At 73.6% G+C, this 21,714-nt stretch carries 20 protein-coding genes; 15 read left to right on the top strand and 5 right to left on the bottom strand.

Annotation, left to right across the window (positions count from 1 at the left end; all coding sequences use genetic code 11):
• The first annotated feature begins 109 nt into the window (after positions 1-109).
• The 9 genes from ahcY to secA all read left to right on the top strand — a co-directional run bounded on the left by ahcY (position 110) and on the right by secA (position 12,641).
• Positions 110-1,567, top strand: coding sequence for an adenosylhomocysteinase (gene ahcY / locus MM438_RS11300; RefSeq protein ID WP_241452585.1), 1,458 nt, complete (start codon positions 110-112; stop codon positions 1,565-1,567).
• Between the two features lie 181 nt (positions 1,568-1,748).
• Positions 1,749-2,429 (top strand): MtrAB system response regulator MtrA, encoded by a 681-nt coding sequence (mtrA, locus tag MM438_RS11295; protein WP_338155546.1) that lies wholly within the window; start codon positions 1,749-1,751, stop codon positions 2,427-2,429.
• A 17-nt stretch (positions 2,430-2,446) separates the two neighbouring features.
• A complete protein-coding gene (gene mtrB / locus MM438_RS11290; protein WP_241452584.1) occupies positions 2,447-4,246 on the top strand; it encodes an MtrAB system histidine kinase MtrB in 1,800 nt (599 codons plus the stop codon).
• Positions 4,243-6,003 (top strand): LpqB family beta-propeller domain-containing protein, encoded by a 1,761-nt coding sequence (locus MM438_RS11285; protein ID WP_277627963.1) that lies wholly within the window; start codon positions 4,243-4,245, stop codon positions 6,001-6,003. Before mtrB ends, MM438_RS11285 begins: the two co-directional genes overlap by 4 nt.
• A gap of 164 nt (positions 6,004-6,167) precedes the next feature.
• Positions 6,168-6,983 carry a ComF family protein gene (locus MM438_RS11280; RefSeq protein ID WP_241452583.1) on the top strand — a complete coding sequence of 272 codons (816 nt, stop codon included), beginning with the start codon at positions 6,168-6,170 and terminating at the stop codon, positions 6,981-6,983.
• A gap of 73 nt (positions 6,984-7,056) precedes the next feature.
• Complete coding sequence (gene hpf, locus MM438_RS11275) at positions 7,057-7,764, top strand: ribosome hibernation-promoting factor, HPF/YfiA family (RefSeq protein WP_241452582.1); 708 nt, start codon at positions 7,057-7,059, stop codon at positions 7,762-7,764.
• 137 nt (positions 7,765-7,901) lie between these two features.
• Entirely contained in the window at positions 7,902-8,594 is a 693-nt protein-coding gene (locus tag MM438_RS11270) for a response regulator (RefSeq protein WP_241452581.1), read from the top strand.
• A 4-nt stretch (positions 8,595-8,598) separates the two neighbouring features.
• On the top strand, positions 8,599-9,801 hold the full coding sequence (locus MM438_RS11265; RefSeq protein WP_241452580.1) for a winged helix-turn-helix domain-containing protein: 1,203 nt from the start codon (positions 8,599-8,601) through the stop codon (positions 9,799-9,801).
• 167 nt (positions 9,802-9,968) lie between these two features.
• A complete protein-coding gene (gene secA, locus MM438_RS11260; RefSeq protein WP_241452579.1) occupies positions 9,969-12,641 on the top strand; it encodes a preprotein translocase subunit SecA in 2,673 nt (890 codons plus the stop codon).
• Positions 12,642-12,780: 139 nt separating this feature from the next.
• Here secA and MM438_RS11255 read toward each other — a convergent pair whose 3' ends face one another.
• Together MM438_RS11255 and MM438_RS11250 are read right to left on the bottom strand one after the other, a co-directional pair.
• On the bottom strand, positions 12,781-13,290 hold the full coding sequence (locus tag MM438_RS11255; protein ID WP_241452577.1) for an Rv3235 family protein: 510 nt from the start codon (positions 13,288-13,290) through the stop codon (positions 12,781-12,783).
• Positions 13,287-14,027, bottom strand: a complete 741-nt coding sequence (locus MM438_RS11250) for a LysM peptidoglycan-binding domain-containing protein (RefSeq protein ID WP_241452576.1) — start codon at positions 14,025-14,027, stop codon at positions 13,287-13,289. Before MM438_RS11250 ends, MM438_RS11255 begins: the two co-directional genes overlap by 4 nt.
• A 238-nt stretch (positions 14,028-14,265) precedes the next feature.
• Between MM438_RS11250 and MM438_RS11245 the strand changes: the two genes are divergently transcribed.
• Complete coding sequence (locus MM438_RS11245) at positions 14,266-14,808, top strand: hypothetical protein (RefSeq protein WP_241452575.1); 543 nt, start codon at positions 14,266-14,268, stop codon at positions 14,806-14,808.
• A gap of 15 nt (positions 14,809-14,823) precedes the next feature.
• Here MM438_RS11245 and MM438_RS11240 read toward each other — a convergent pair whose 3' ends face one another.
• Positions 14,824-15,054: a helix-turn-helix domain-containing protein gene (locus MM438_RS11240; RefSeq protein WP_241452574.1), complete on the bottom strand. Its 231-nt coding sequence runs from the start codon at positions 15,052-15,054 to the stop codon at positions 14,824-14,826.
• Positions 15,055-15,257: 203 nt separating this feature from the next.
• Here MM438_RS11240 and MM438_RS11235 point away from each other — a divergent pair, with 203 nt between their 5' ends.
• The 5 genes from MM438_RS11235 to MM438_RS11215 all read left to right on the top strand — a co-directional run bounded on the left by MM438_RS11235 (position 15,258) and on the right by MM438_RS11215 (position 20,974).
• The gene (locus MM438_RS11235; protein WP_241452573.1) at positions 15,258-15,965 is read left to right on the top strand and encodes an SAF domain-containing protein; all 708 of its coding nucleotides are present in this window, start codon (positions 15,258-15,260) and stop codon (positions 15,963-15,965) included.
• On the top strand, positions 15,962-17,227 hold the full coding sequence (locus MM438_RS11230; RefSeq protein ID WP_241452572.1) for a CpaE/TadZ family protein: 1,266 nt from the start codon (positions 15,962-15,964) through the stop codon (positions 17,225-17,227). The genes MM438_RS11235 and MM438_RS11230 overlap by 4 nt, the downstream gene beginning before the upstream one ends.
• A 227-nt stretch (positions 17,228-17,454) precedes the next feature.
• Positions 17,455-19,047, top strand: coding sequence for a sugar transferase (locus MM438_RS11225; RefSeq protein ID WP_241452571.1), 1,593 nt, complete (start codon positions 17,455-17,457; stop codon positions 19,045-19,047).
• A 76-nt stretch (positions 19,048-19,123) separates the two neighbouring features.
• Positions 19,124-20,536: a WS/DGAT/MGAT family O-acyltransferase gene (locus MM438_RS11220; protein WP_241452570.1), complete on the top strand. Its 1,413-nt coding sequence runs from the start codon at positions 19,124-19,126 to the stop codon at positions 20,534-20,536.
• An 18-nt stretch (positions 20,537-20,554) separates the two neighbouring features.
• Positions 20,555-20,974, top strand: coding sequence for a DUF6912 family protein (locus MM438_RS11215; RefSeq protein WP_241452568.1), 420 nt, complete (start codon positions 20,555-20,557; stop codon positions 20,972-20,974).
• 8 nt (positions 20,975-20,982) lie between these two features.
• Here the strand turns inward: MM438_RS11215 and MM438_RS11210 are convergent, their stop codons facing one another.
• Both MM438_RS11210 and MM438_RS11205 read right to left on the bottom strand, forming a co-directional pair.
• Positions 20,983-21,303 carry a hypothetical protein gene (locus tag MM438_RS11210; protein ID WP_241452567.1) on the bottom strand — a complete coding sequence of 107 codons (321 nt, stop codon included), beginning with the start codon at positions 21,301-21,303 and terminating at the stop codon, positions 20,983-20,985.
• The gene (locus MM438_RS11205; RefSeq protein ID WP_241452566.1) at positions 21,300-21,569 is read right to left on the bottom strand and encodes a hypothetical protein; all 270 of its coding nucleotides are present in this window, start codon (positions 21,567-21,569) and stop codon (positions 21,300-21,302) included. The genes MM438_RS11210 and MM438_RS11205 overlap by 4 nt, the downstream gene beginning before the upstream one ends.
• Positions 21,570-21,714 lie beyond the last annotated feature (145 nt).

The following is a 21,714-nucleotide window of genomic DNA, read 5'->3' as shown; positions in this document are numbered from 1 at the left end:
CTGCGCCGGTCGGCGACCCCGCGGATCACCTAGACTCGGGCGGTCGGCCCTTGCCGCCTGCGGGTGGGCGGGCCGTTCTTCTCGCCATACCGATCGAAAGGCTCGTCACGTGACGATCGACCACAAGGTCCGCGACCTCTCCCTGGCCGAGGCTGGGCGGCACCAGATCCGCCTCGCCGAGCACGAGATGCCGGGCCTCATGGCGCTGCGCGAGGAGTATGCCGAGGCCCAGCCCCTCGCGGGCGCGCGGATCGCCGGCTCCCTGCACATGACCGTCCAGACGGCCGTGCTCGTCGAGACCCTGGTGGCGCTGGGCGCGCAGGTGCGCTGGGCGAGCTGCAACATCTACTCCACGCAGGACGAGGCCGCGGCGGCGATCGTGGTCGGGCAGGGGACGCCGGAGGACCCGCAGGGCGTGCCGGTCTTCGCCTGGAAGGGCGAGACGCTGGAGGAGTACTGGGACTGCACCGACCAGATCCTCACCTGGCCCGGTGGCGAGGGCGCCAACATGATCCTGGACGACGGCGGCGACGCGACGATGCTCGTGCACAAGGGCCGCGAGTGGGAGGCCGCGGGCCAGGTGCCGCCCACCACCGACGAGGACTCCGAGGAGCTCGGCGTGTTCAAGGCGCTGGTGCGCCGCACCCTGGGCCAGGACCCGCAGAAGTGGACCCGCGTCGCCGAGCAGATCCAGGGCGTCACCGAGGAGACCACCACCGGCGTCCACCGGCTCTACGAGCTGGCGCGGGCAGGCGAGCTGCTGTTCCCGGCCATCAACGTCAACGACTCGGTCACCAAGTCCAAGTTCGACAACAAGTACGGCTGCCGTCACTCGCTGATCGACGGGATCAACCGGGCCACGGACACCCTCATCGGCGGCAAGGTGGCCGTGGTCTGCGGCTACGGCGACGTCGGCAAGGGCTGCGCCGAGTCGCTGCGCGGCCAGGGGGCACGCGTCGTCGTCACCGAGATCGACCCCATCTGCGCACTGCAGGCGGCGATGGAGGGCTACCAGGTCGCGAGGCTGGAGGACGTGGTCGGCCAGGGCGACATCTTCGTCACCACCACGGGATGCTTCGACGTGATCCGCACCGAGCACATGGTCGCCATGAAGGACAAGGCCATCGTGGGCAACATCGGCCACTTCGACAACGAGATCGACATGGCCGGGCTGGCCAAGGTCGCCGGGATCACCAAGACCGAGATCAAGCCGCAGGTCCACGAGTGGACCTTCACCGAGGCCGGCCCGAACGGTGAGCCTGCAGGCCGGTCGATCATCGTGCTGTCCGAGGGGCGGCTGCTCAACCTCGGCAACGCCACCGGGCACCCGAGCTTCGTGATGAGCAACTCCTTCGCGAACCAGACGATCGCCCAGATCGAGCTGTTCACCAAGCCGGGGGAGTACGCCAAGGACGTCTACGTGCTGCCGAAGCACCTGGACGAGAAGGTCGCCCGCCTGCACCTGGACGCCCTGGGCGTGCGGCTGACCGAGCTGTCCAAGCCGCAGGCGGAGTACCTCGGCGTCGACGTCGCGGGCCCCTACAAGCCCGAGCACTACCGCTACTGACCGACCGCCTGGAGGGCGGCGGCGCCTGCCCGGACGAGGGCAAGGCGTCGCCCTCCGTGGTCCTGCTGAGCCGCGCGGGTGGGCAGGGGCGGACACGCGCAGCCGCCCATGACCCCTGCGTGATGGGGGCTGGCTCGTGTGTGAAGATGACGGACGACGTCCTGCAGTGAGGAGCAGCCCCGTGAAGCACCGGATCCTGGTCGTCGACGACGACCTCGCGCTCGCCGAGATGCTCGGCATCGTGCTGACCAGCGAGGGCTTCGACGTGACGCACGTGGCCACGGGCACGGCAGCGCTCCCGGCCTTCCGCGAGGTCAAGCCCGACCTGGTGCTCCTCGACGTCATGCTCCCCGGCATGGACGGGATCGAGGTATGCCGCCGGCTGCGCGCCGAGTCCGGCGTGCCGGTCGTCATGCTGTCCGCCCGCACCGACACCACCGACGTCGTCGTCGGCCTGGAGTCCGGGGCGGACGACTACATCGTCAAGCCCTTCAAGCCCGCCGAGCTGCTCGCCCGCATGCGGGTCCGGCTACGGCGCGGCGAGGAGGTCGAGCAGGAGCACCTGACCATCGGCGACCTCACCATCGACGTGGCCGGCCACGCGGTCCGCCGTGGCGACGAGACCCTCTCGCTCACCCCGCTGGAGTTCGACCTCCTGGTGGCGCTGGCCCGCAAGCCCTGGCAGGTCTTCACCCGCGAGGTCCTGCTGGAGCAGGTCTGGGGCTACCGTCATGCTGGCGACACCCGCCTGGTCAACGTGCACGTGCAGCGGCTGCGCTCCAAGATCGAGCACGACCCGGAGCACCCGGAGATCGTGGTGACCGTGCGCGGCGTCGGCTACAAGGCCGGAACCAGCTCCTGACCGGCGCCCGGCAGCCCATGGCCCGCACCCTGCGCTCCGACCTCGCCGCGCTGCGGGTCCGGGTCTCGCGTGCGGCGGCCGGCGGGCTGTCGCGCACCTGGCCCTGGCTGCGGGCCGCCGTCACCCGCCTGATCGAGCTGTGGCGGCGCTCGCTGATGATCCGCACCGTCGCCAGCACCATGCTGCTGAGCACGGCCATGCTGCTCATCGTGGGGTCCTACCTGCACGGGCGGGTCGCAGAGGGGCTGACCGACGAGAGGCGCGCGACGGCCGGCAACGACGCCGCGGCCCGGCAGCGGGCGGCGCAGGCGCAGTTCGACCACGCCGACAAGACCGACGAGTCCAACCTGCGGCAGATGGTCACCGACATCGTGCAGCAGGACCACGCCCCGGACCGCTCCCGGGACGTCCTGATCACCCCGGCGGTGGGCAACACCCGGGCGCCGCTGCCCACCGTGGCGGCGGGTGACATCTCCCTGGCCGAGGTGCCGGGGACGCTGCGCACCCAGGTGCGGGCGGACCGCACCCACCAGCAGCTGCAGATCGTCACCCTGCGCCGGGACGGCACCAGCGTGCCCGTGATCCTGGTGGGCGCGCAGGTGCAGCTGCCCCCCGGCGCCGGCAGCTACGACCTCTACTACGCCTATCCCATGCGTGCGGAGGCGCGGGCCCTGGAGATCGTCACCCGCAACCTGCTCCTCGCGGGCGGGCTGCTCGTCGTCCTCATCGGCGGCGTGGCGTATGTCGTGACCCGGCTCGTCGTCGACCCCGTCCGGCGGGCGGCGCAGGTGGCCGAGCGGCTCGCTTCCGGCAAGCTCGACCAGCGGATGGCGGTGCGGGGGACCGACGACCTGGCGGTGCTCGGCCGATCCTTCAACCGGATGGCGTCCAGCCTGCAGACCCAGATCGTGCAGCTCGAGGGACTGTCCACGGTGCAGCAGCAGTTCGTGTCCGACGTGTCCCACGAGCTGCGCACCCCGCTGACCACGGTGCGGATGGCCGCGGACCTGCTCTACGACGCCCGCGAGGGCTTCGACTCCCCGGCGGCCGCCCGCAGCGCCGAGCTGCTCACCGGCCAGCTGGAGAGGTTCGAGAACCTCCTCACCGACCTGCTGGAGATCAGCCGGATCGACGCGGGCGCCGCCAGCCTGGACCCCGAGCCGCTGGACCTGCGCCAGCTGGCGCAGGAGGTCGTGGACGACTCCGCGGCCCTCGCCGCGCACCGCGGCAGCGAGGTGCGCGTGGTGGCTCCCGAGGTGCCCGTCATCGCGGACGGCGACCGCCGCCGGATCACCCGGATCCTGCGCAACCTGGTCGTCAACGCCATCGAGCACGGCGAGGGCGAGCCGATCACCGTGGAGATCGCCCGCAACGTGGACGCCGCGGCCGTGGCCGTCCGGGACAACGGCGTCGGCCTCAAGCCCGGCGAGGCAGCCAAGGTCTTCACCCGCTTCTGGCGCGCGGACCCGGCCCGCGCCCGCACCACCGGAGGCACCGGCCTGGGGCTGTCGATCTCGATGGAGGACGCCCACCTGCACCACGGCTGGCTGGAGGCCTGGGGCCAGCCGGGGGTGGGGTCCTGCTTCCGGCTCACCCTGCCGGTGACCTTCGGCGAGCCCTTCGGCGAGTCGCCGCTGCCGATGCAGCCTCGCGGCGTCCGGGTCAACCCGCCGGTCCTCGCCCGGCCCGCTGACCTCGGGGGCGTCCGCGGGACGGCCGACACGGTGCCGGGCACCGCCCTCGACGTCGGTTTCCTCGGCCTGCAGAAGCGGTCGACGGCAGCCGCCAAGAACCCGACCTGGGCCAACCAGCCATGAGGTGCCGCCTCCTCGGCATACCCCTGACGCTCGCCGCCGCGCTGGCCCTCGGGGGCTGCCAGGGCCTGCCCGGCTCCAGCCCGGTCCAGCAGGGCCAGGTGGTGGGCCGCGGGCCCGCGGAGGGCGTGCGGGTGATCCCCCGCGGACCGGTGCCCGGCTCGACCCCCGAGGCCCTGGTGACGGACTTCCTGCGGGCCGGGGTGGCGTCCGAGGACAGCGGCGTGGCCCGGGACTACCTCAGCGGACGCGGCTCCGAGCAGTGGCACCCCGACGGCTCGGCCTGGATCTACGACGATGCCCGCCGCCCCACGGTCACCCAGGTCAGGCCCGGCGTCGTGACCGTCAGCGGGGTGGTGTCGGCCCAGCTGGACCGTGAGGGGCACTATGTCGAGCTGCCCCCCGGTCAGGTCCGCACCGCGACGGTGACCCTGGCGAGGCAGGGGGACGAGTGGCGGATCGACGGCGGGCTGGGGGCGCTGGCCTCGGCCTGGATCAGCCGCTCGGACCTGGGGCTCTACGCCTCCTCCCCGGTCGCCTACGCCGCCCCCGGCCAGAACGCCCTGATCCTGGACCGCCGCTGGTTCCTCGAGGGCTCGGGGCTGCTGACGAGGGTGGCGCGGGCCCAGCTGGCGGCGCCGCCGGCCTACCTGCAGGGCGCGGCCGAGACCGGCGTCCCGGAGTACACCGACCTCTCGCTCGGCGCCGTCGCCCTCGACCGGGGGCTGGCCCGGGTGGGGCTCACGGCCCGCGCGCTCAACGCCGACGACCGGGGCCGGCGCCTGATGTGGCAGCAGCTGACCACGACCCTCACCTCGGTGCCCGGTGTGGACCGGGTGCAGCTGGAGGCCGACGGGAGCACCCTCACCGCCCCCGGCCTGCCCGAGGGCCCCCTCAGCGCGACCGACGTGTCCCTCGCCGAGGCGGTCCTGCCGAGCTCCCCGGTGCTGCTCCGCCGCCGGACCACGCTGGAGCGCGTGGACCCGGCCTCGCTGAGCGAGCAGGGCGGCCAGCGCGCGACCCGGCGTCCTCTGGAGGGGCCGCCGCTGCCGTCGGTGGGCACCCAGTGGTCCCGCCTGGCGCTGTCCCCCGACGGGGAGGAGCTGGCGGGACTGGACGCCGACCGGCGGGACCTCGTCCGCTGGCGTGGCACCCGGCTGATCCGCCACGAGAAGCTCGCCCAGGACCTGACCCGGCCGGCCTACGACGCCCGCGGCTATCTCTGGGTGGCGGGCCGCACCGGCGCCGGCACGCGGTTGTTCGTCCTGCCCCGCTCGGACACCTCCGCCACACCCCCGACGGCGGTCAACGTGCCCTGGCTGGCCGACCGGACCGTCCTCGCGCTGCGTCCCTCGCCGGAGGGGCAACGTGTCCTCGTCGTCTCCCAGCCCACCGGCGGCGGCCCGGCCACCGTCGGGGTCAGCGGCGTCCTGCGCAAGGACGGGCGCCCGGTGGGCCTCGCCCAGCCGATCGCCGTCGCAGGCGCCCTGGTCTCCGTGGTGGACGCCACCTGGCTGGACGCGGACACGCTCGGCGTCCTCGGCCGGGGACGCGACCTCCCGACCCCCCACGTCGTCGTGGCCCCGATCAGTGGTCCCAGCCAGATCCTCGGACCGGTCCCCGGCGGCACGGCGATCACCAGCATCGGTGGCGCGCGCACCATCGTGGTGCAGACGGACCGCGGCCAGGCGCTGGTGCGGTCCGGCAACGGCTTCCAGCCTCTCGTGACCACCGGCGACTTCGTGGTGCCCGGGCACTGACCTGGCGGGTGGGCCGTGGGTCGGTCCTGGGCCGGGCGCCGGGTCTGGGGACGGCGGCGGGTTCCGGGACCGGTCGTCCACAGGGGAGCGTCGCGTCGGACGGACCCGGGTCGAGCGGGTGGGAGGGTGGGGCCTTCCGGCATACACCTGGCAGGGGAGGGGCCATGCGGGTCCGTGACCTCGCCACCGCCCTCACCGATCTCGCGTTGCCCCGCACCTGCGCGGTCTGCGGTCGCCCCGCGGCATCGCTGTGCGATCCCTGCCGGGCCGACCTGTGGGGCTGGTGCCACGCCGGCGGTCCGCGGCGGGTCCGTCCCGACCCCGAGCCGGCCGGACTGCCCCCGGTGGTCGCGGCGGGCGTCAACGACGGCTCGCTGAGGCGGGCGCTGCACGCCTACAAGGACGAGCAGCGGCGGGACCTGCGCCCGCACCTCGCCGAGCTGCTGGTCCCCGCCCTGGGCCTGGTGATCACCGAGGCGTATGCCGGGGCAGATGACCTCCGCACCCCCGCACGTCCGGTCGTCGTGCCGGTGCCCACCTCCCCGGCCGCGCGTCGGCGCCGGGGCGACCGGCCGCTGGAGGCGCTCGTCGCCGCGGCCGCGGACCGGGTCGGCCTCCCGGTCGACCGACTGCTCGCCACCCGGGGTCCCCGAGCCGACCAGGCGGTCCTCGGCCACCGGGCGCGGGCCGCGAACCTGCACGCCACCATGACGCTCGCCCGCCCCGAGGGAGCCCGTCCGGTCGTGCTCGTGGACGACCTGCTGACCACGGGCGCCACCCTGGTGGAGGCCACCAGGGCGCTGGAGGCCCGCGGGGTGCCCGTGCTGGCCGCGGTGGTCGTGGCGGCGACGCGGCGACGGCCTGGCGCGGTCCGGACGGCGGGACCTGCCGGGAACCCGTGGGCATCGGTCGAACGTTGCGCTAACGTCAGGCAACGGCTCGATGACGAGTCGGGTCCTCCGGTCGTGGGAGGGAGGTGAGAAGCAGCTCGCAGCAGGCCATGCAGGCCTGATCACCCCAGCAGGTCCACGCCCCCCTCCAGGAGGAGATTCCATGGACATCCAGATCACCGGTCGCCACCTTCCCGTCACCGACGCGTTCCGCGAGCACGTGCACGACAGGCTCGGCAAGCTCGAGCCCTTCGTCAGCCGCGATCCTCGCGTGGACGTCATCGTGGCCAAGCAGGCCAGCGCCACCGCCCCGGACGCGATCACCGTGGAGATCACCTGCCGCACCAAGGGCCCGGTCGTGCGGGCCGAGGCGACGGGGGACGACAAGGAGGCCGCCTTCGACACCGCGGCCACCAAGCTCCTCGACCGGCTCAAGAAGGCCGCCGACCGGCGCCGCGGCCAGCGCCGCCGGGTCACCACGTCGACCGCGCCTGACCTCGCCGTCGGTCCCTTCGCCGCCTCCGTGCTGACCGAGGTCCCGGCCCCTGCGCCCGAGGCCGCCGCACCCGCCGAGGCGACGGTGGCCGAGCCGGAGCAGGACCCCGGCCCCGAGGTCGTCGAGCTGCCCGACACCCCGATCGAGGTGCGCGTCAAGCACCACCGGTCCGCGCCGATGACTCTCGAGCAGGCGCTGGACCAGATGGAGCTGGTCGGCCACGACTTCTACCTCTACACCGACGCCGAGACCGGGGCACCCAGCGTGCTCTACCGCCGCCGCGGCTGGTCCTACGGCGTCCTGCACCTGGACACCGAGCAGGGGACGGACGTCGACGAGGAGTCCGCCGTCGAGGCGCAGACCACCACCGCCTGAGGTCGCGGGGCCGACCGGATGCTCCGTGCGGCGCCCGGTCGGCCCCGGCTGCTCCCGTCCCAGCCGACGCGCCGCGGCCCGGCGAGTCGCCCGGGGCTCACCCCGCGGGCGCGGCTGCTGCGTGCCAGGATGCCGCTATGACGGGGAACAACGACGGCGTGTCGCAGGAGCGCATCCGGGTGCTGGTGGCCGACGACCACGTGCTCTACCGGCGGGGGCTGGAGATGGTCCTGGCCCAGGAGCCGGACATCGAGATCGTGGGCGAGGCCGGCGACGGCGCCGAGGCGGTCCAGCTCGCCGAGGAGCTGGTGCCCGACATCGTGCTGATGGACGTGCGGATGCCCCGCCTGTCGGGGTCCGAGGCGACCGCTCGGGTGCGGGCGTCGGTGCCGTCGGTCAAGGTCGTGATGCTGACCATGTCCGACGAGCACCAGGACCTGTACGAGTCGGTCCGCGCCGGCGCGACGGGGTATCTGCTCAAGGACGTGCCCGGCGAGGAGATCGCCAACGGCATCCGCCAGGCCGCCGCCGGTCAGTCGCTGATCTCGCCGCCCATGGCGTCCAAGCTCCTGCAGGAGTTCGCGCACCTGATCAAGCGGGAGGACGAGCGGCCCGCGATGCCGGTGCCCCGGCTCACCGACCGGGAGCTGCAGGTCCTCAAGCTCGTCGCCCGCGGCCTGGCCAACAAGGACATCGCGACCGAGCTGTTCATCTCCGAGAACACCGTCAAGAACCACGTCCGCAACATCCTGGAGAAGCTCCAGCTGCACTCGCGGATGGAGGCCGTGATGTTCGCGGTCCGCGAGAAGATCCTCGACCTGCCCGACTGATCCGGTGGCCGCGCACCCGCCGCTGCGGCGGCTCACCCTGCCCGAGGCCCGGCGTATGACGCTGGCGGCGCAGGGCTTCGCCCGGGCGCGCCCGGAGCGCCCTGCCGCCCGCGATCTGACGCGCGTCCTGCGGACCGTGCAGGTGGTGCAGATCGACTCGGTCAACGTGCTGTCGCGCTCGCACTACCTGCCGTTCTGGTCCCGCCTCGGCGGCTACGACCGGGCGACCCTGGACGGGCTGCGGGACCGGGCCCCGCGCCGGATGGTGGAGTACTGGGCCCACGAGGCGTCGCTGGTGCCGCCGTCGACCTGGCCGCTGCTGGGGTGGCGGATGGCCCGGGCGCACGACGACGCCTGGGACGGGATGCGCCGGGTCGCCCGTGAGCACCCGGACCTGGTGGCGGCGGTGCGCGACGAGGTGTGCGAGCACGGCCCGCTGACGTCCCGCCAGGTCGAGGCCCGGCTGGCGCACGACCCGGTGCGGCCGCGGGACCGATGGGGGTGGAGCTGGTCGCTCGTCAAGGCCGCCCTGGAGCACCTGTTCTGGGCCGGCGAGATCACCAGCGCCGGGCGGACGGCGAGCTTCGAGCGGCGCTACGCCTCGCTCGCCCGGGTGCTCCCGCCGTCGCTGCTGCCGGACGCGCTCGCAGCCGCCCGCACCCCGGAGCGCGACGACGCCCGGGTGCGTGCCCTGGTCGAGCTGTCGGCCCGCGCCCTCGGCGTCGGCACCGCCCGGTGCCTGCGCGACTACTTCCGGCTGCCGACGCCCCGGGCGGCCCCCGCCGTCGACGCCCTGGTCGAGGAGGGCGTGCTCGTCCCGGTCGAGGTCGAGGGCTGGCGCCGCCCGGCCTATGTCCACCGCGACGCCCGGGTGCCGCGCCGGGTCGCGGCGAGCGCGCTGCTCAGCCCCTTCGACTCGCTGATCTGGCAGCGGGACCGCACCCGGGCGCTGTTCGGCTTCGACTACCGGCTCGAGATCTACGTGCCGGCGCACCTGCGCGAGCACGGTTACTACGTCCTGCCCTTCCTGCACGACGAGCGGCTCGTGGCCCGCGTCGACCTCAAGGCGGACCGCGCGACCGGGCGGCTGCTCGTCCAGGCGCGACACCTGGAGGAGCACGCCGGGGCGGACGCCGTGGCCGCCCTCGACGAGGAGCTGGCGGCGCTCGGGGCCTGGCTCGGCTGTCCCGAGGTGACCCCGACGTGACCCCGAGGTGACCTCGGGATGCCCCGGGGTGGCACCGGCACGACCCCGGGGTGAGCCGACGGTGGGCCGGAGGTGACTGCCGACCTCCGGCATACGCACTAGTCTGAGCGGAGCGCGGGCCGGGCGACCGGCCCCGTGAGCCACCGATCACCGCGAGGGAGCACCACGTGTCCGTCATCGACCGTCTGCTGCGCGCCGGCGAGGGCAAGACCCTCCGCCGCCTGCAGGGCATCGCTGTCCAGGTCAACGCCATCGAGGCGAGCTACGAGGCGATGACCGACGCCGAGCTGCGCGCCGAGACCGACCTCTTCCGCGAGCGGCTGCGGAAGGGCGAGACGCTGGACGGCATCCTGCCCGAGGCCTTCGGCGTGGTCCGCGAGGCCTCCCGGCGCACCCTGGGCAAGCGGCACTTCGACGTGCAGCTCATGGGTGGTGCGGCCCTGCACCAGGGCAACGTCGCCGAGATGAAGACCGGTGAGGGCAAGACCCTGGTGGCGACGCTGCCGTCATACCTGAACGCCCTGGAGGGCAAGGGCGTCCACGTCGTCACCACCAACGACTACCTCGCCTCCACCCAGGCCGAGCAGATGGGGCGCGTGCACCGCTTCCTGGGCCTGGAGACCGGCTGCATCATGGCGTCGATGACCCCCGAGCAGCGCCGGGTGGAGTACGCCAAGGACATCACCTACGGCACCAACAACGAGTTCGGCTTCGACTACCTGCGCGACAACATGGCCTGGACGCCGGAGGAGATGGTGCAGCGGCCGCACAACTTCGCCATCGTGGACGAGGTCGACTCGATCCTCATCGACGAGGCCCGCACCCCGCTGATCATCTCCGGCCCCGCGGACCAGGCGACCCGGTGGTACACCGAGTTCGCCAAGCTCGTCATGCGCCTGGAGCGCGGCGAGGACGGCCGCGGCGACTACGAGGTCGACGAGAAGAAGAAGACCGTCGGCATCCTCGAGTCGGGCATCAACAAGGTCGAGGACTACCTCGGCATCGACAACCTCTACGAGTCGGTCAACACCCCGCTCATCGGCTACGTCAACAACGCGATCAAGGCCAAGGAGCTGTTCAAGCGGGACAAGGACTACGTCGTCATCGACGGCGAGGTCCTGATCGTCGACGAGCACACCGGTCGCATGCTGCCGGGGCGGCGCTACAACGAGGGCATGCACCAGGCGATCGAGGCCAAGGAAGGCGTCGAGATCCAGAACGAGAACCAGACCCTCGCGACGATCACGCTGCAGAACTACTTCCGGCTCTACACCAAGCTCTCGGGCATGACGGGCACCGCCCAGACCGAGGCCGCCGAGCTGCACCAGATCTACAAGGTGGGCGTGGTCCCGATCCCCACCAACCGGCCGATGATCCGCAAGGACCAGCCGGACCTGGTCTACCGCACCGAGGTCGCGAAGTTCGAGGCCGTGGCCGACGACCTGGTCGAGCGGCACGCCAAGGGCCAGCCGGTCCTGGTCGGCACCACCTCCGTGGAGAAGTCGGAGTACCTCTCCGAGCTGCTGCGCCGCCGCGGCGTCCCGCACCACGTCCTCAACGCCAAGCACCACGCGTCCGAGGCGGCGATCGTGGCGGAGGCCGGCCGCAAGGGCGCGGTCACCGTGGCCACCAACATGGCCGGCCGAGGCACGGACATCATCCTCGGCGGCAACCCCGAGTTCCGGGCCATGCAGGCGCTGAAGGCCCAGGGCCTGGACCCCGACGAGACGCCGGAGGAGTACGAAGCAGCCTGGGACGTCGCGCTGGCCGAGGCCGAGGCCGGCGCCAAGGAGGCCCACGACGAGGTCGTCGCGCTCGGCGGCTTGTACGTCCTCGGCACCGAGCGTCACGAGTCGCGGCGCATCGACAACCAGCTGCGCGGACGGTCCGGCCGCCAGGGTGACCCCGGCGAGAGCCGGTTCTACCTCTCGCTGCAGGACGAGCTCATGCGGATGTTCAACGGCCAGATGGTCGAGACCTTCATGGCCCGGGCCAACATCGAGGAGTCCGTGCCGATCGAGTCCAAGATGGTGAGCCGCTCGATCGCTAGCGCCCAGACCCAGGTCGAGGGTCGCAACTTCGAGATCCGCAAGAACGTCCTCAAGTACGACGACGTCCTCAACCGCCAGCGCACCGTGATCTACGACGAGCGCCGCAAGGTGCTCGAGGGCGAGGACCTGCAGGAGCAGATCCGGATCTTCCTCAACGACGTCGTCGACGTCTATGTCACCGCCGAGACCGGCGAGGGCTTCCCCGAGCAGTGGGACCTGGAACGCCTGTGGACCGCGCTGCGGCTGATCTGGCCGGTGGGCGTCTCCTGGCAGGAGCTCGAGGACGAGGCCGGTGGCCGCGCCGCCCTGCGCCCCGAGGACCTGGCCCTGGAGCTCAAGTCCGACGCGCAGCACGCCTACGACCGCCGCGAGGCCGAGCTCGGTGAGCACGTCATGCGCGAGGTGGAGCGCCGGGTGATCCTGTCCGTGCTGGACCGCAAGTGGCGCGAGCACCTGTACGAGATGGACTACCTGCAGGAGGGCATCGGCCTGCGGGCCATGGCCCAGCGTGACCCGCTGGTGGAGTACCAGCGCGAGGGCTACCTGCTCTTCGAGGCGATGATGGACGGCATCAAGGAGGAGTCCGTCGCCTACCTGTTCAACCTCGACGTGGAGATCGGCGAGGAGGAGGCGGCGCGGCTGGCCGAGGCGGCGCGCGAGCGTCAGCGGCTGCACTACTCCGCCCCCAGCGAGGACGGCTCGGTCGAGGAGCACGACGAGAGCGCCCAGGCGGCCCAGCCCGCCACGCGGCGCGAGCGCCGCAGCGGCCGCAAGGGTCGCCGTCGCTGAGCCGCCTTCGACACCGACGGGCCCGGCAGGACATCACGTCCTGCCGGGCCCGATCCGACTCCGGCCGTATGCCGCCCGGGGTTCGGCCGACTCGCTCCGAGCCGGACGCCGGGTGAGGTGCTGCCCCCGGAGCGGGGGGTCAGCCGACGGTCATGGCGTCGATGACCCACCGCCCGTCCCGACCCACCATCCGGAAGGCGATCGCGCGGGCGCGGTCCCCGATCATCACCACCGCCGCCACCTCGGCCACCCCGTCGCGGGGCTCGTCGACCCGGACCCGCCGCACCACCGGGCGTCGGCTGCGGCCGGGATGGCGGGTGGGCGCCAGCTGCGCGCCGCGGGCCAGCCGGGCGTAGACCTCCGTCGTGGTCCACCGGACCAGCTGGCTGATCGGGCGGTGGGCAGCCAGGACCTCGACCACGGCCTGGCTCACCTGCTGGGCCCACGCGGAGGCGGAGGGCAGGTCGGCGCTCGCGGTGGGCTGGGGGCCGAAGGCCGCGTCCCGGTGCCGGAAGTCCAGGTCGAGGGTCCCCTGGCCGACGGTCCACCCGTGATGCCCGTCGTCGGGGGAGGACGGGTGGCCGATCGGCTCGGGAACGATCCGGGGCGCGGGCCGCACGTGCGGCCTCGGGGCTGCTGCCAGGCTCATCGAGCGCTGCCGATGCGCTCGGAGGTGGGGACCTGCAGCACCTGGCCGGGCAGGAGCAGGTCCGGGTCCGGACCGATGACGTCGCGATTCGTGCGGTGCCACTCGTGGCAGGCCGCGGCGACCTCGGCGTCGGAGGCGTGAGCCGGCAGGTGCGCCGCGGCGAGGGCCCACAGGGTGTCGCCGCGCAGCACCACCACCTCGTCCTGGCGCGTCAGGTCCGGGGCCCGGTGCGCCGCGGGACGGGGTCGGGCTCCGGCGTCGGGGTCGACCGGCGTGGGGGCTACCGGCTCGGGGAGCAGGTCCGGCTGGACGGGCGAGCTGTCGACCGCGGTCCGGTCCGCCCCCGTCGGAGCGAGGTCGGGCAGCACCGTCGTGCCCGTGCCCAGGGCGGCTGCTGCGGCCGCGGGCGCGGGGTGGATCGCGGCCTGGGCGGGGGTGGTGGTGGTCGCCATACCGACTCCCAGCAGGGCTGCGGCGAGCCGGAGGCGGCGGTCCTGCCCTGCTGCCGCGAGCCTGCTGGCGGAGCCGCGCCGCAGGTCGCGGGCGAGCAGCAGGAGATCGGTCGCCGTGCGCACGAGCCACGAGGCGGCGAGGGCACCCGAGGCTGCCAGTGCGGTCCTGCCGAGCAGGGAGGGGAGGTCTCCTGCCGGCCACGTGCACGCGGCCGCGAAGGTGGCCACGGCGACCGCTCCGGCGAGCAGACCGAGGGCCGCGGCGGTCGCCCAGGTGCGGAGCACCGCGACGTGGGGAGGGGAGGAGTAACGGTCATGGAGCCAACATAGGCAGTTTGCTTATGTTTGCCTATGAGTGTGGCTGAAAGAGCACGACATGGAACTTACGGTGAGTAACCGGCCACCCGAGGTGTCCGAGGGGTGGGCCATTGTGCCTACCGCGACCGGCGGGTCCCGCTGGCTCGTACGCTGGGGCCGAGCGGGCGCCGCCGACCGGGGCGGACGCACGCACCGAAGGGGGACCATGGGGCGCTGGGACGAGCTCTTCGACGACCTGGAGGGGCGCTGGGCGGAGGAGGAGCGAGCCGACGAGCTGGGCTCCGTTCCCGACCGGGTGCGCCGCGACCGCGGGAGCACGACGATCCTGGACCGGGCGTTGGCCGCCGAGGGGCATCCGCTGCAGGTGGCGCTGCCCGGGGGCGAGATGCTCCACGGCGTGCTCGCCGACGCCGGTGTCGGCTGGCTGCGGTTGGAGGCCGACGAGCGGGCCCAGGTGGTGCGTACGGGCGCGGTCCGGCACCTGGCCGGGCTGCCCCGCGCGGCTCGACCGGGTGGTCGGGTCGCGGACCGCCCGGTGGGGGCCGCGGTGCGAGACCTGGCGCGGGACCGGCGGGCGGTCCGGGTGCACCTCGCCGCGGGGGAGGTCCTGGAGGGGATGGTCCAGGCCGTCGGTCAGGACCACCTCGACCTGGCGCTGGTGCCGGCGGACGTCCCCGCCCGGCGTGGCGTGGCCACCCGGCTGGTCACCGTCCCCCTGGACGGGATCGCTGCGATCCGGCAGGTGTGAGGGCGCCGCCCGGGATCAGGCCTCGGGCTCGCTCTGGCCGAAGGGGTGCGACGCCACGAAGGCCCTGGTCTCGGAGTACATCCGCTGGATGTAGTCCTCGAGCTCGCTGCTCTCCACCCGCCACTGCCCCCGGCCGCCGACCTTGATCGCGGGGAGCTCTCCCGAGCGCACGAGGGCATAGGCCTGGGCGGACGAGATGTCCAGCACCTCGGCGACCTCGGCCAGCTGGATGAAGCGCTTGGGCATGCGCAGCTCTCCTCGTGCGATCTGTTGCCGGATGCTCCGGCTGGACCCGAGTGTAGGGCTGCCGTCCGGTCCGCGACCGGGCGCCTGTGGACAGGGGCCGCGTCGAGTCCCTCCCCTGTGGATGACGACCGCCCCGTCCGGCGCCGTCGCGTCACCATGGAGCACAGGAGTGGCCGCGCCCGCGGCCGGTGAGGAGGACCCCCGTGGCACCGTGGCGACCGAGGACAGGACGGGCCGGCACGCCGGCCGCCGGTGAGCCGGCCCGCAGCGCCCGGCGCCTGCGACAGCCTTCGTGGCGTGACGGCCGGCTCCTCGTCGGGCTGCTCCTGGTGCTGGCCAGCGTGGCGCTCGGGGCCCGGCTCGTCGCTGCGGCGCAGGACACCACGGCGGTCTACGTCGCCACCCGCGACCTCGGGGCCGGTGAGGCCCTCTCGGCTGCGGACCTGCGCCCGGTGCAGGTCCGGCTGGGCTCCCTGCAGGGCGACTACCTGCCGGCCGGCGGGCTCCCGGGTGACCGTTCGCACGTCGTGCGCTCCGTCGCGCGGGGTGAGCTGGTGCCGCTCTCGGCGCTGGGCTCGCGCGACCAGGTCGCCCAGCGGCAGGTGTCCGTCCCCGTCCCGGCGGGTTCGACCGGCCCGCTGGTGCGCGGCACGGCCGTGGAGGTCTGGGTGAGCCGGCACAGCTCGCAGGGCGGCACCGACGTCTATGCCGCACCCCGGCTGGTGGTGGGCAACGCCTCGGTCGCGCGGGAGCCGGAGCAGTCGGCCAGCCTCACCGGGGGCGGCAGCACCGTCTCCCTGCAGGTGTGGGTGCCCACCGCGACCGTCCCGGCCCTGCTGGCGGCCGTGGACGCCAAGGACCGGGTCACCGCCGTCCCCCTGCCCGGCGCCGTGCTGCGCAGCGGCTCATGAGCGGGGGGCCACGTCCGTCCGTCCTGACCGCGCTCCCGGACGGGTGGGACGCCGACGTCGTCGTCGCGCTGGGCACGCGGGTGACCGTGGGTCGCCGGTGCGTCGACCTGCCCGACCTGATGGCGGCTGCCGAGGCCGGCCTGGGCGACGTGGTCCTGCTGTCGGCGCGGCTGCGCAGGCTCGACCTCAGCGCGGTCCGGGACCTGCGGCTGCGGTCCGTCGGGGTCGTCGGGCTGGTCGCCCCGGGCGATGAGGCCGAGGAGACCCGGCTGCGCCAGCTGGGGGTGAGCACCCTGGTCCCGGCCGATGCGGCTCCGGCCGATCTGTATGCCGCGGTGGTAGCCGCCCTGGCGCGCACCACGGCGGCGTCGCCGGCGGACCAGCCGGCGGGTGAGGCGGACCCGGCGGACCCGGCGTCGAGGTCGCCCGAGCCGGCGGGTCGTGGGCGGGTGATCGCGGTGTGGGGGCCCCACGGCGCGCCCGGGAGGACCACCCTCGCCGTCAACCTCGCGATCGAGCTCGGGGCGGCGGGGGTGCGGACGCTGCTGGTCGACCTGGACACCCATGCCGCGTCGGTGGCTCAGCACCTGGCCGTGCTGGACGAGGCGCCGGGCCTGGCCGCCGCCTGCCGCGCGGCGGAGCACGGCACCCTCGACCGGCTGTCTCTCGCCCGCTTGGCACCCGAGGTCGCGCCCGGCGTGCGCGTGCTGACCGGAATCCCTGCGGCCGACCGCTGGCCGGAGGTCCGGTCCGCCGCCGTCGAGCGGATCCTGGACGTCGCCAGGCTCGAGCACGACCTGGTCCTGGTGGACTGCGCCGCCTCGTTGGACGACGACGAGGAGCTGAGCTACGACACCCTCGCGCCTCGCCGCAACATGGCCACGCTGACGGCGCTGGAGGTGGCCGACGAGGTCCTGGCGGTGGGGGCGGCGGACCCGGTGGGTCTGCAGCGGCTGGTCCGCGGGCTGCGTGACCTGGGGGACCGGGACGTCGAGCCGAGGGCCGTGGTGGTCAACAAGCTGAGGTCGGCGGCGGTGGGGCCGCGGGCAGGCGAGCGGGTCCGCGTGCTGCTGGAGCGGTTCGCCGGGGTCGCACGGCTCCGGCTGCTCCCCTTCGACCCGGACGCGGCCGACCAGGCGCTGCTGGGGGGTGTCAGCCTCCGGGAGGCGGCCCCCGGCTCCCCGCTTGCGCCGGCCCTGGCCGACGTGGCTAGGCTGCTGTTGTCCTGGCTCGACCTGGGAGACGTGTCGGGCGAGAGCTGAGCCGCGGGGGGTCTGCGGCCGCGCCTGCCCCATCTAGGGGGGCATCCGCCCGATTCGTGCCCTCGTGCGACATTCTGTGCATATAGTGCAATGGTCGTGACTCAGTGTTGCCACCTTGCGCCTGCGGTGCGGGAATGAGGTAACGCCCTGCGCGCCGCTCTCAGGCGCCCGTAGGGTGGTCGAGCCGATACGGAACGAACAGGACGACAGGAAGAGGTAGGGGGGAGATGACGGTCCAGCAGGAGCTCAGGGATGGAGCCGAGCCCCAGGGCGAGGAGCGCCGCCAGCCCACGACCCGGCCCAGGATCTCGTGGACCTCCGACCGGCCGTACGTCGTGCCGGCGGCCGTCGCAGGACGGGAGCGGACGCCCGAGGAGGTCGAGCGCTTCGACCCCGTGGCGCGAGCACGCACGCGGCGCGCCCGGTGGGAGCGTCCGACCATGGGCCAGGCGGTGGTCGGCGACGTGCTGATCGCCATCACCCTGACCTTCGTGCTCATGGTCAACGACCAGCGGACCCTTCACCAGTCCATCGCCGGGGCCGTGGGCACCGGGATCCTGTGGTGCGTGCTGCTGCTGATCCGACGCGGTTATGACCTGCGCCGGATGAGCGAGGTCACCGCCGCCGTCCAGGCCGTCGCGGGAGCGGCGTTCGGCGCCATGGCGGTCCTGGGCTTCCTCTCCTACGCCATGAAGGTGGAGCTGCCGCGGCGCTACGTCCTCGTGGGTGTCCCGGCCATCGCCTTCCTGACGATCGTCCACCGCCTGATGGTGCGCCATACGCTCAAGCGCCGCCGCACCTCCGGCGACGCGATGCTCCGCACGCTGGTCGCCGGTGACGGCTCGACCGCCGGCGCTTTCGCGCACGAGCTCGCCACGACCAAGGACCACGGCATGCAGGTCGTGGGCATGGCCCTGGCCAGCCTGGACGTGGTGCCGATGACTCCCGGCTCCTCGCAGGTCCCGGTCTGGGGCGTGCTGTCCGAGATTCCGCAGATGGTCGTGGACCACGACATCGACGTCGTCGTGGTCACCGGGGGTGGCCTCTCCGGCAATTCCCTGCGGCGCCTGTCCTGGGCGCTGGAGCGCGTGGGTGCCGACCTCGTCGTCGCCCCGGGGATGGTCGACACGACCCCCTCGCTGGTCACGATGCAGCCGACCGCCGGTCTGCAGCTGCTGCACTGGGAGCGCCCGTCGGACAAGCTGGGCCGCGGCATCCTCAAGAACATCCAGGACCGCACCATCGCCCTGCTCGCGATCATCGGGGTCTCGCCGATCCTGGTGATCACGGCCGCGGCCATCAAGCTCACCAGCAGGGGCCCGATCTTCTACACCCAGCAGCGACTCGGTCAGGACGCCCAGCCGTTCACCATGATCAAGTTCCGCAGCATGGTCACCGACTCCGACGCCCTGCGTGCCCAGCTCGTCAAGCAGCACCAGTCCCAGACGGGGCAGGGCAACAAGGTGCTCTTCAAGATGGCGGACGACCCTCGGATCACCAAGGTCGGCAAGATCATCCGCCGCTACAGCATCGACGAGCTGCCGCAGCTGTTCAACGTGCTCCGGGGCGACATGGCGCTCATCGGTCCTCGGCCCCCGCTGGCCGAGGAGGCTGAGAAGTACCACGACAAGGACAACCGTCGGCTGCGCGTCAAGCCGGGCCTGACCGGCCTGTGGCAGGTCAGCGGACGGTCCAACCTGGACTGGGACCAGTCGGTCAACCTCGACCTGCGGTATGTCGACAACTGGTCGCTGGGCATGGACATGCAGATCCTGCTCAAGACGGCACGCGCGGTCCTCAAGGGCGACGGCGCCTACTGAGACCCGCCTCGCAGCCATCACCGGCCGGGCGCTCCGACGAGGGGCGCCCGGCCGGCGCGTCTGGGACGATGTCCCGGTGAGCGAGCGGTTGACCCCCCTGGACGCGTCCTTCCTCTACCTCGAGCGCCCCCACGCGGTGATGCACGTGGGCGCCGTGATGGTCTTCGCGCCGGACGACCAGGCACCCGACCACGCCGACCTGCTCGAGCGGGTGGGGGCTCGCCTCGCGCGGGTGCCCCGCTACCGCCAGCGGGTGCGCACCGTGCCCGGGGGGATCGCCAACCCGGTCTGGGTGGCCGACGAGTCCTTCGACGTGACCTACCACGTCCGTGCCGCGGCCCTGCCCCGCCCTGGCACCCGGGAGCAGCTCGACGAGTTCGTGGCCCGGGTCCTCGCCCGCCCTCTGGACCGGAGCCGCCCGCTGTGGGAGCTCTACCTCGTCCAGGGCCTGGAGGGCGGAGGCTTCGCGGTGGTCACCAAGACCCACCAGGCCCTGGTCGACGGCATCGAGACGGTCGACATCGCGCAGGTGGTGCTCGACGACACCCCGGTCGCGGACGTCCCGCCCCCGGCGCCGTGGGGCCCCGGGCGCGAGCCCAGCGACCTCCAGCTGGTGATGGGCTCGGTCCTCGGGGCGATCCGGCGGCCGGGTCGTCTGCTGGAGGCGGCCGACGCCGGCGTCGGTGAGCTGCGCCGGGCTGCCGCGGACGTCCTGGCCGGGGCGGGTCAGGTGCTCTCCGCGGTCGCCACCACCGCGTCCCGCCCGGCCCACCGCAATGCCCTCAACGGCCCCACCGGCCAGGCCCGCCGCTACGTCACCGTGGCCACCGACCTCGACGACTACCGCGTCGTGCGGGACGGGGTCGACCGGGGCGACGTGGGCCTGACGCCCAGCATCAACGACGTCGTCCTGACCGTCGTGACCGGCGCCATCCGGTCCTGGTTGGAGAGCCGCGGGGAGGTCGTCGGTCGCGCCACCTCGGCCCGGGCCCTGGTTCCCGTCGGCATCCGTCCCGAGGGAGCCGACGTGCACGCGTCCAGTCGCGTGTCGGCCTGCTTCGTCGACCTGCCGGTGGGGGAGCCCAGCCCGGTGGTCCGGCTGCACCAGATCGCCTTCGCCATGTGGCGTCAGGTGGACCGGGGCCGGGCGATGGGTGCCGACACCCTGGCGGGCCTGGCGGGATTCGCATCGCCGACCCTGCACGCCCTGGGCGCCCGGATGGGCGGGCTCGCCTCCCGCACCTTCTTCAACCTCGTCGTCACCAACGTCCCCGGCCCTCAGGAGCCGCGCTACCTGGGCACCACCCCGATGACGGAGACCTATCCTGTGATGCCGGTCGCCGACGGGCAGGCGCTGGCCATCGGCGTGACGTCCTACGACGGACGGGTCTACTACGGCATCAACGCCGATCGTGACCTCGTCCCCGACCTCGCCGTGCTCGCCCAGGCGATCTCCGACTCGCTCGCCGAGCTCGTCGGGCGGGCCTGACCCCCAGGAGCTGATCCCATGGCCGTGCGCCGCACCTACCTCCCCCTCGACATCGACGGTCTGCGGGCCCTGCGCGACCGTGGCGAGGTGACCGCCGCGGCCCTCGACGGTGCCTGCGCGGTGACGGCTGCCGTGGTCCGCGAGCTGCCCGACGACGACGAGGAGGAGCGCGAGTACGACGCGTTGCGGGAGTGCGCCGCGGTCGCCGGGGAGCGGGCGGGCGCACACCGGCGCGTGATCGCCGCCGCCGACCTGCCGCCCGCATCCGTGGTCGACGCCCCGGACGGCTATGCCTTCGTGCGGGTGACCTCGCCCGTCCGGCTCGGGCAGCTGGTGTCCTTCCACGTCGACGAGACGACGGCCCACGAGGACGAGGACCTGCTGTGGTACGACGTCAGCGAGCTGGCGGAGGTCCTGCGGCTCGTCGAGCAGGACTGAGCCCGGGGTCAGGGCGACGTCGGGCCGAGCCGGGCCCGGACCCCGCGCACGACGTCGAGGAGGGCCTGCTCGTCCGTGCGCAGCCGGGCATCCGCGAGCAGGCCCTCGGCGGAGCGGTCCCGGCCGGACCGCACGGCCGCAGCGCCCTGCCAGGTGTCGGCCAGCACGGTGCCGTGGCGGGCCAGCGCCTCGGCCAGGGGAGCCATCGACCCGAGCACCCGGGCGGCCTCGGATCCCTCGGGGGCCGGCAGCTCTCGGTGCAGCCGCGCGAGGGTCGCGGCTGCGGCGCGCACGGAGGCCGGGTCCGGGTCGAGGTGCCCGGCGCTCACCGGGCGGGCCCGGTGGCGGGCAGGCCGGCGAGAGCTGCCGTCGCTGCCGCAGGCTCGGCGGCCAGCTCGCCCGGCGCACGATCCACGCGGTCGAGGGCCTGGCGACCCACGTCCTGGCCCAGCGCGTCCAGCCGGTCCGCCAGGAGCTGGAGGCACGCCACGAGCTCTCGCTGCACGACGGGGGAGGCCGCCACGGTCGCGGTCGTCCAGTCCAGCTCGTCGACGGCATGGGTCAGCGCGGTGGAGGTGGGCGACAGGACAGGCACGTCGGCACTCTAGCCAGCCGGGGCGAACCGGGTCGGCCACCACCCACAGGGATGCATAGGGAAGCGGCTCTATGCATGGCGGTCGCGGGTGATCGGCGACCTGGTGGGTCGACATGAGAGGGATCCTCGGGAGCCCGTCCGGATA

The sequence above is a fragment of the Arsenicicoccus dermatophilus genome (assembly GCF_022568795.1).
Lineage (GTDB): Bacteria > Actinomycetota > Actinomycetes > Actinomycetales > Dermatophilaceae > Arsenicicoccus > Arsenicicoccus dermatophilus.
This window is presented reverse-complemented; position numbering and strand designations above follow the sequence as displayed.

What these genes read in the sequence shown, in the direction of transcription:
- MM438_RS11240 (WP_241452574.1), bottom strand. Translation starts at nt 15,054, where the DNA reads ATGCCCAAGCGCTTCATCCAGCTGGCCGAGGTCGCCGAGGTGCTGGAC.
- MM438_RS11245 (WP_241452575.1), top strand. Translation starts at nt 14,266, where the DNA reads ATGGGGCGCTGGGACGAGCTCTTCGACGACCTGGAGGGGCGCTGGGCG.
- hpf (WP_241452582.1), top strand. Translation starts at nt 7,057, where the DNA reads ATGGACATCCAGATCACCGGTCGCCACCTTCCCGTCACCGACGCGTTC.
- MM438_RS11255 (WP_241452577.1), bottom strand. Translation starts at nt 13,290, where the DNA reads ATGAGCCTGGCAGCAGCCCCGAGGCCGCACGTGCGGCCCGCGCCCCGG.
- MM438_RS11225 (WP_241452571.1), top strand. Translation starts at nt 17,455, where the DNA reads ATGACGGTCCAGCAGGAGCTCAGGGATGGAGCCGAGCCCCAGGGCGAG.
- MM438_RS11215 (WP_241452568.1), top strand. Translation starts at nt 20,555, where the DNA reads ATGGCCGTGCGCCGCACCTACCTCCCCCTCGACATCGACGGTCTGCGG.
- MM438_RS11270 (WP_241452581.1), top strand. Translation starts at nt 7,902, where the DNA reads ATGACGGGGAACAACGACGGCGTGTCGCAGGAGCGCATCCGGGTGCTG.
- MM438_RS11280 (WP_241452583.1), top strand. Translation starts at nt 6,168, where the DNA reads ATGCGGGTCCGTGACCTCGCCACCGCCCTCACCGATCTCGCGTTGCCC.
- MM438_RS11230 (WP_241452572.1), top strand. Translation starts at nt 15,962, where the DNA reads ATGAGCGGGGGGCCACGTCCGTCCGTCCTGACCGCGCTCCCGGACGGG.
- MM438_RS11285 (WP_277627963.1), top strand. Translation starts at nt 4,243, where the DNA reads ATGAGGTGCCGCCTCCTCGGCATACCCCTGACGCTCGCCGCCGCGCTG.
- mtrB (WP_241452584.1), top strand. Translation starts at nt 2,447, where the DNA reads ATGGCCCGCACCCTGCGCTCCGACCTCGCCGCGCTGCGGGTCCGGGTC.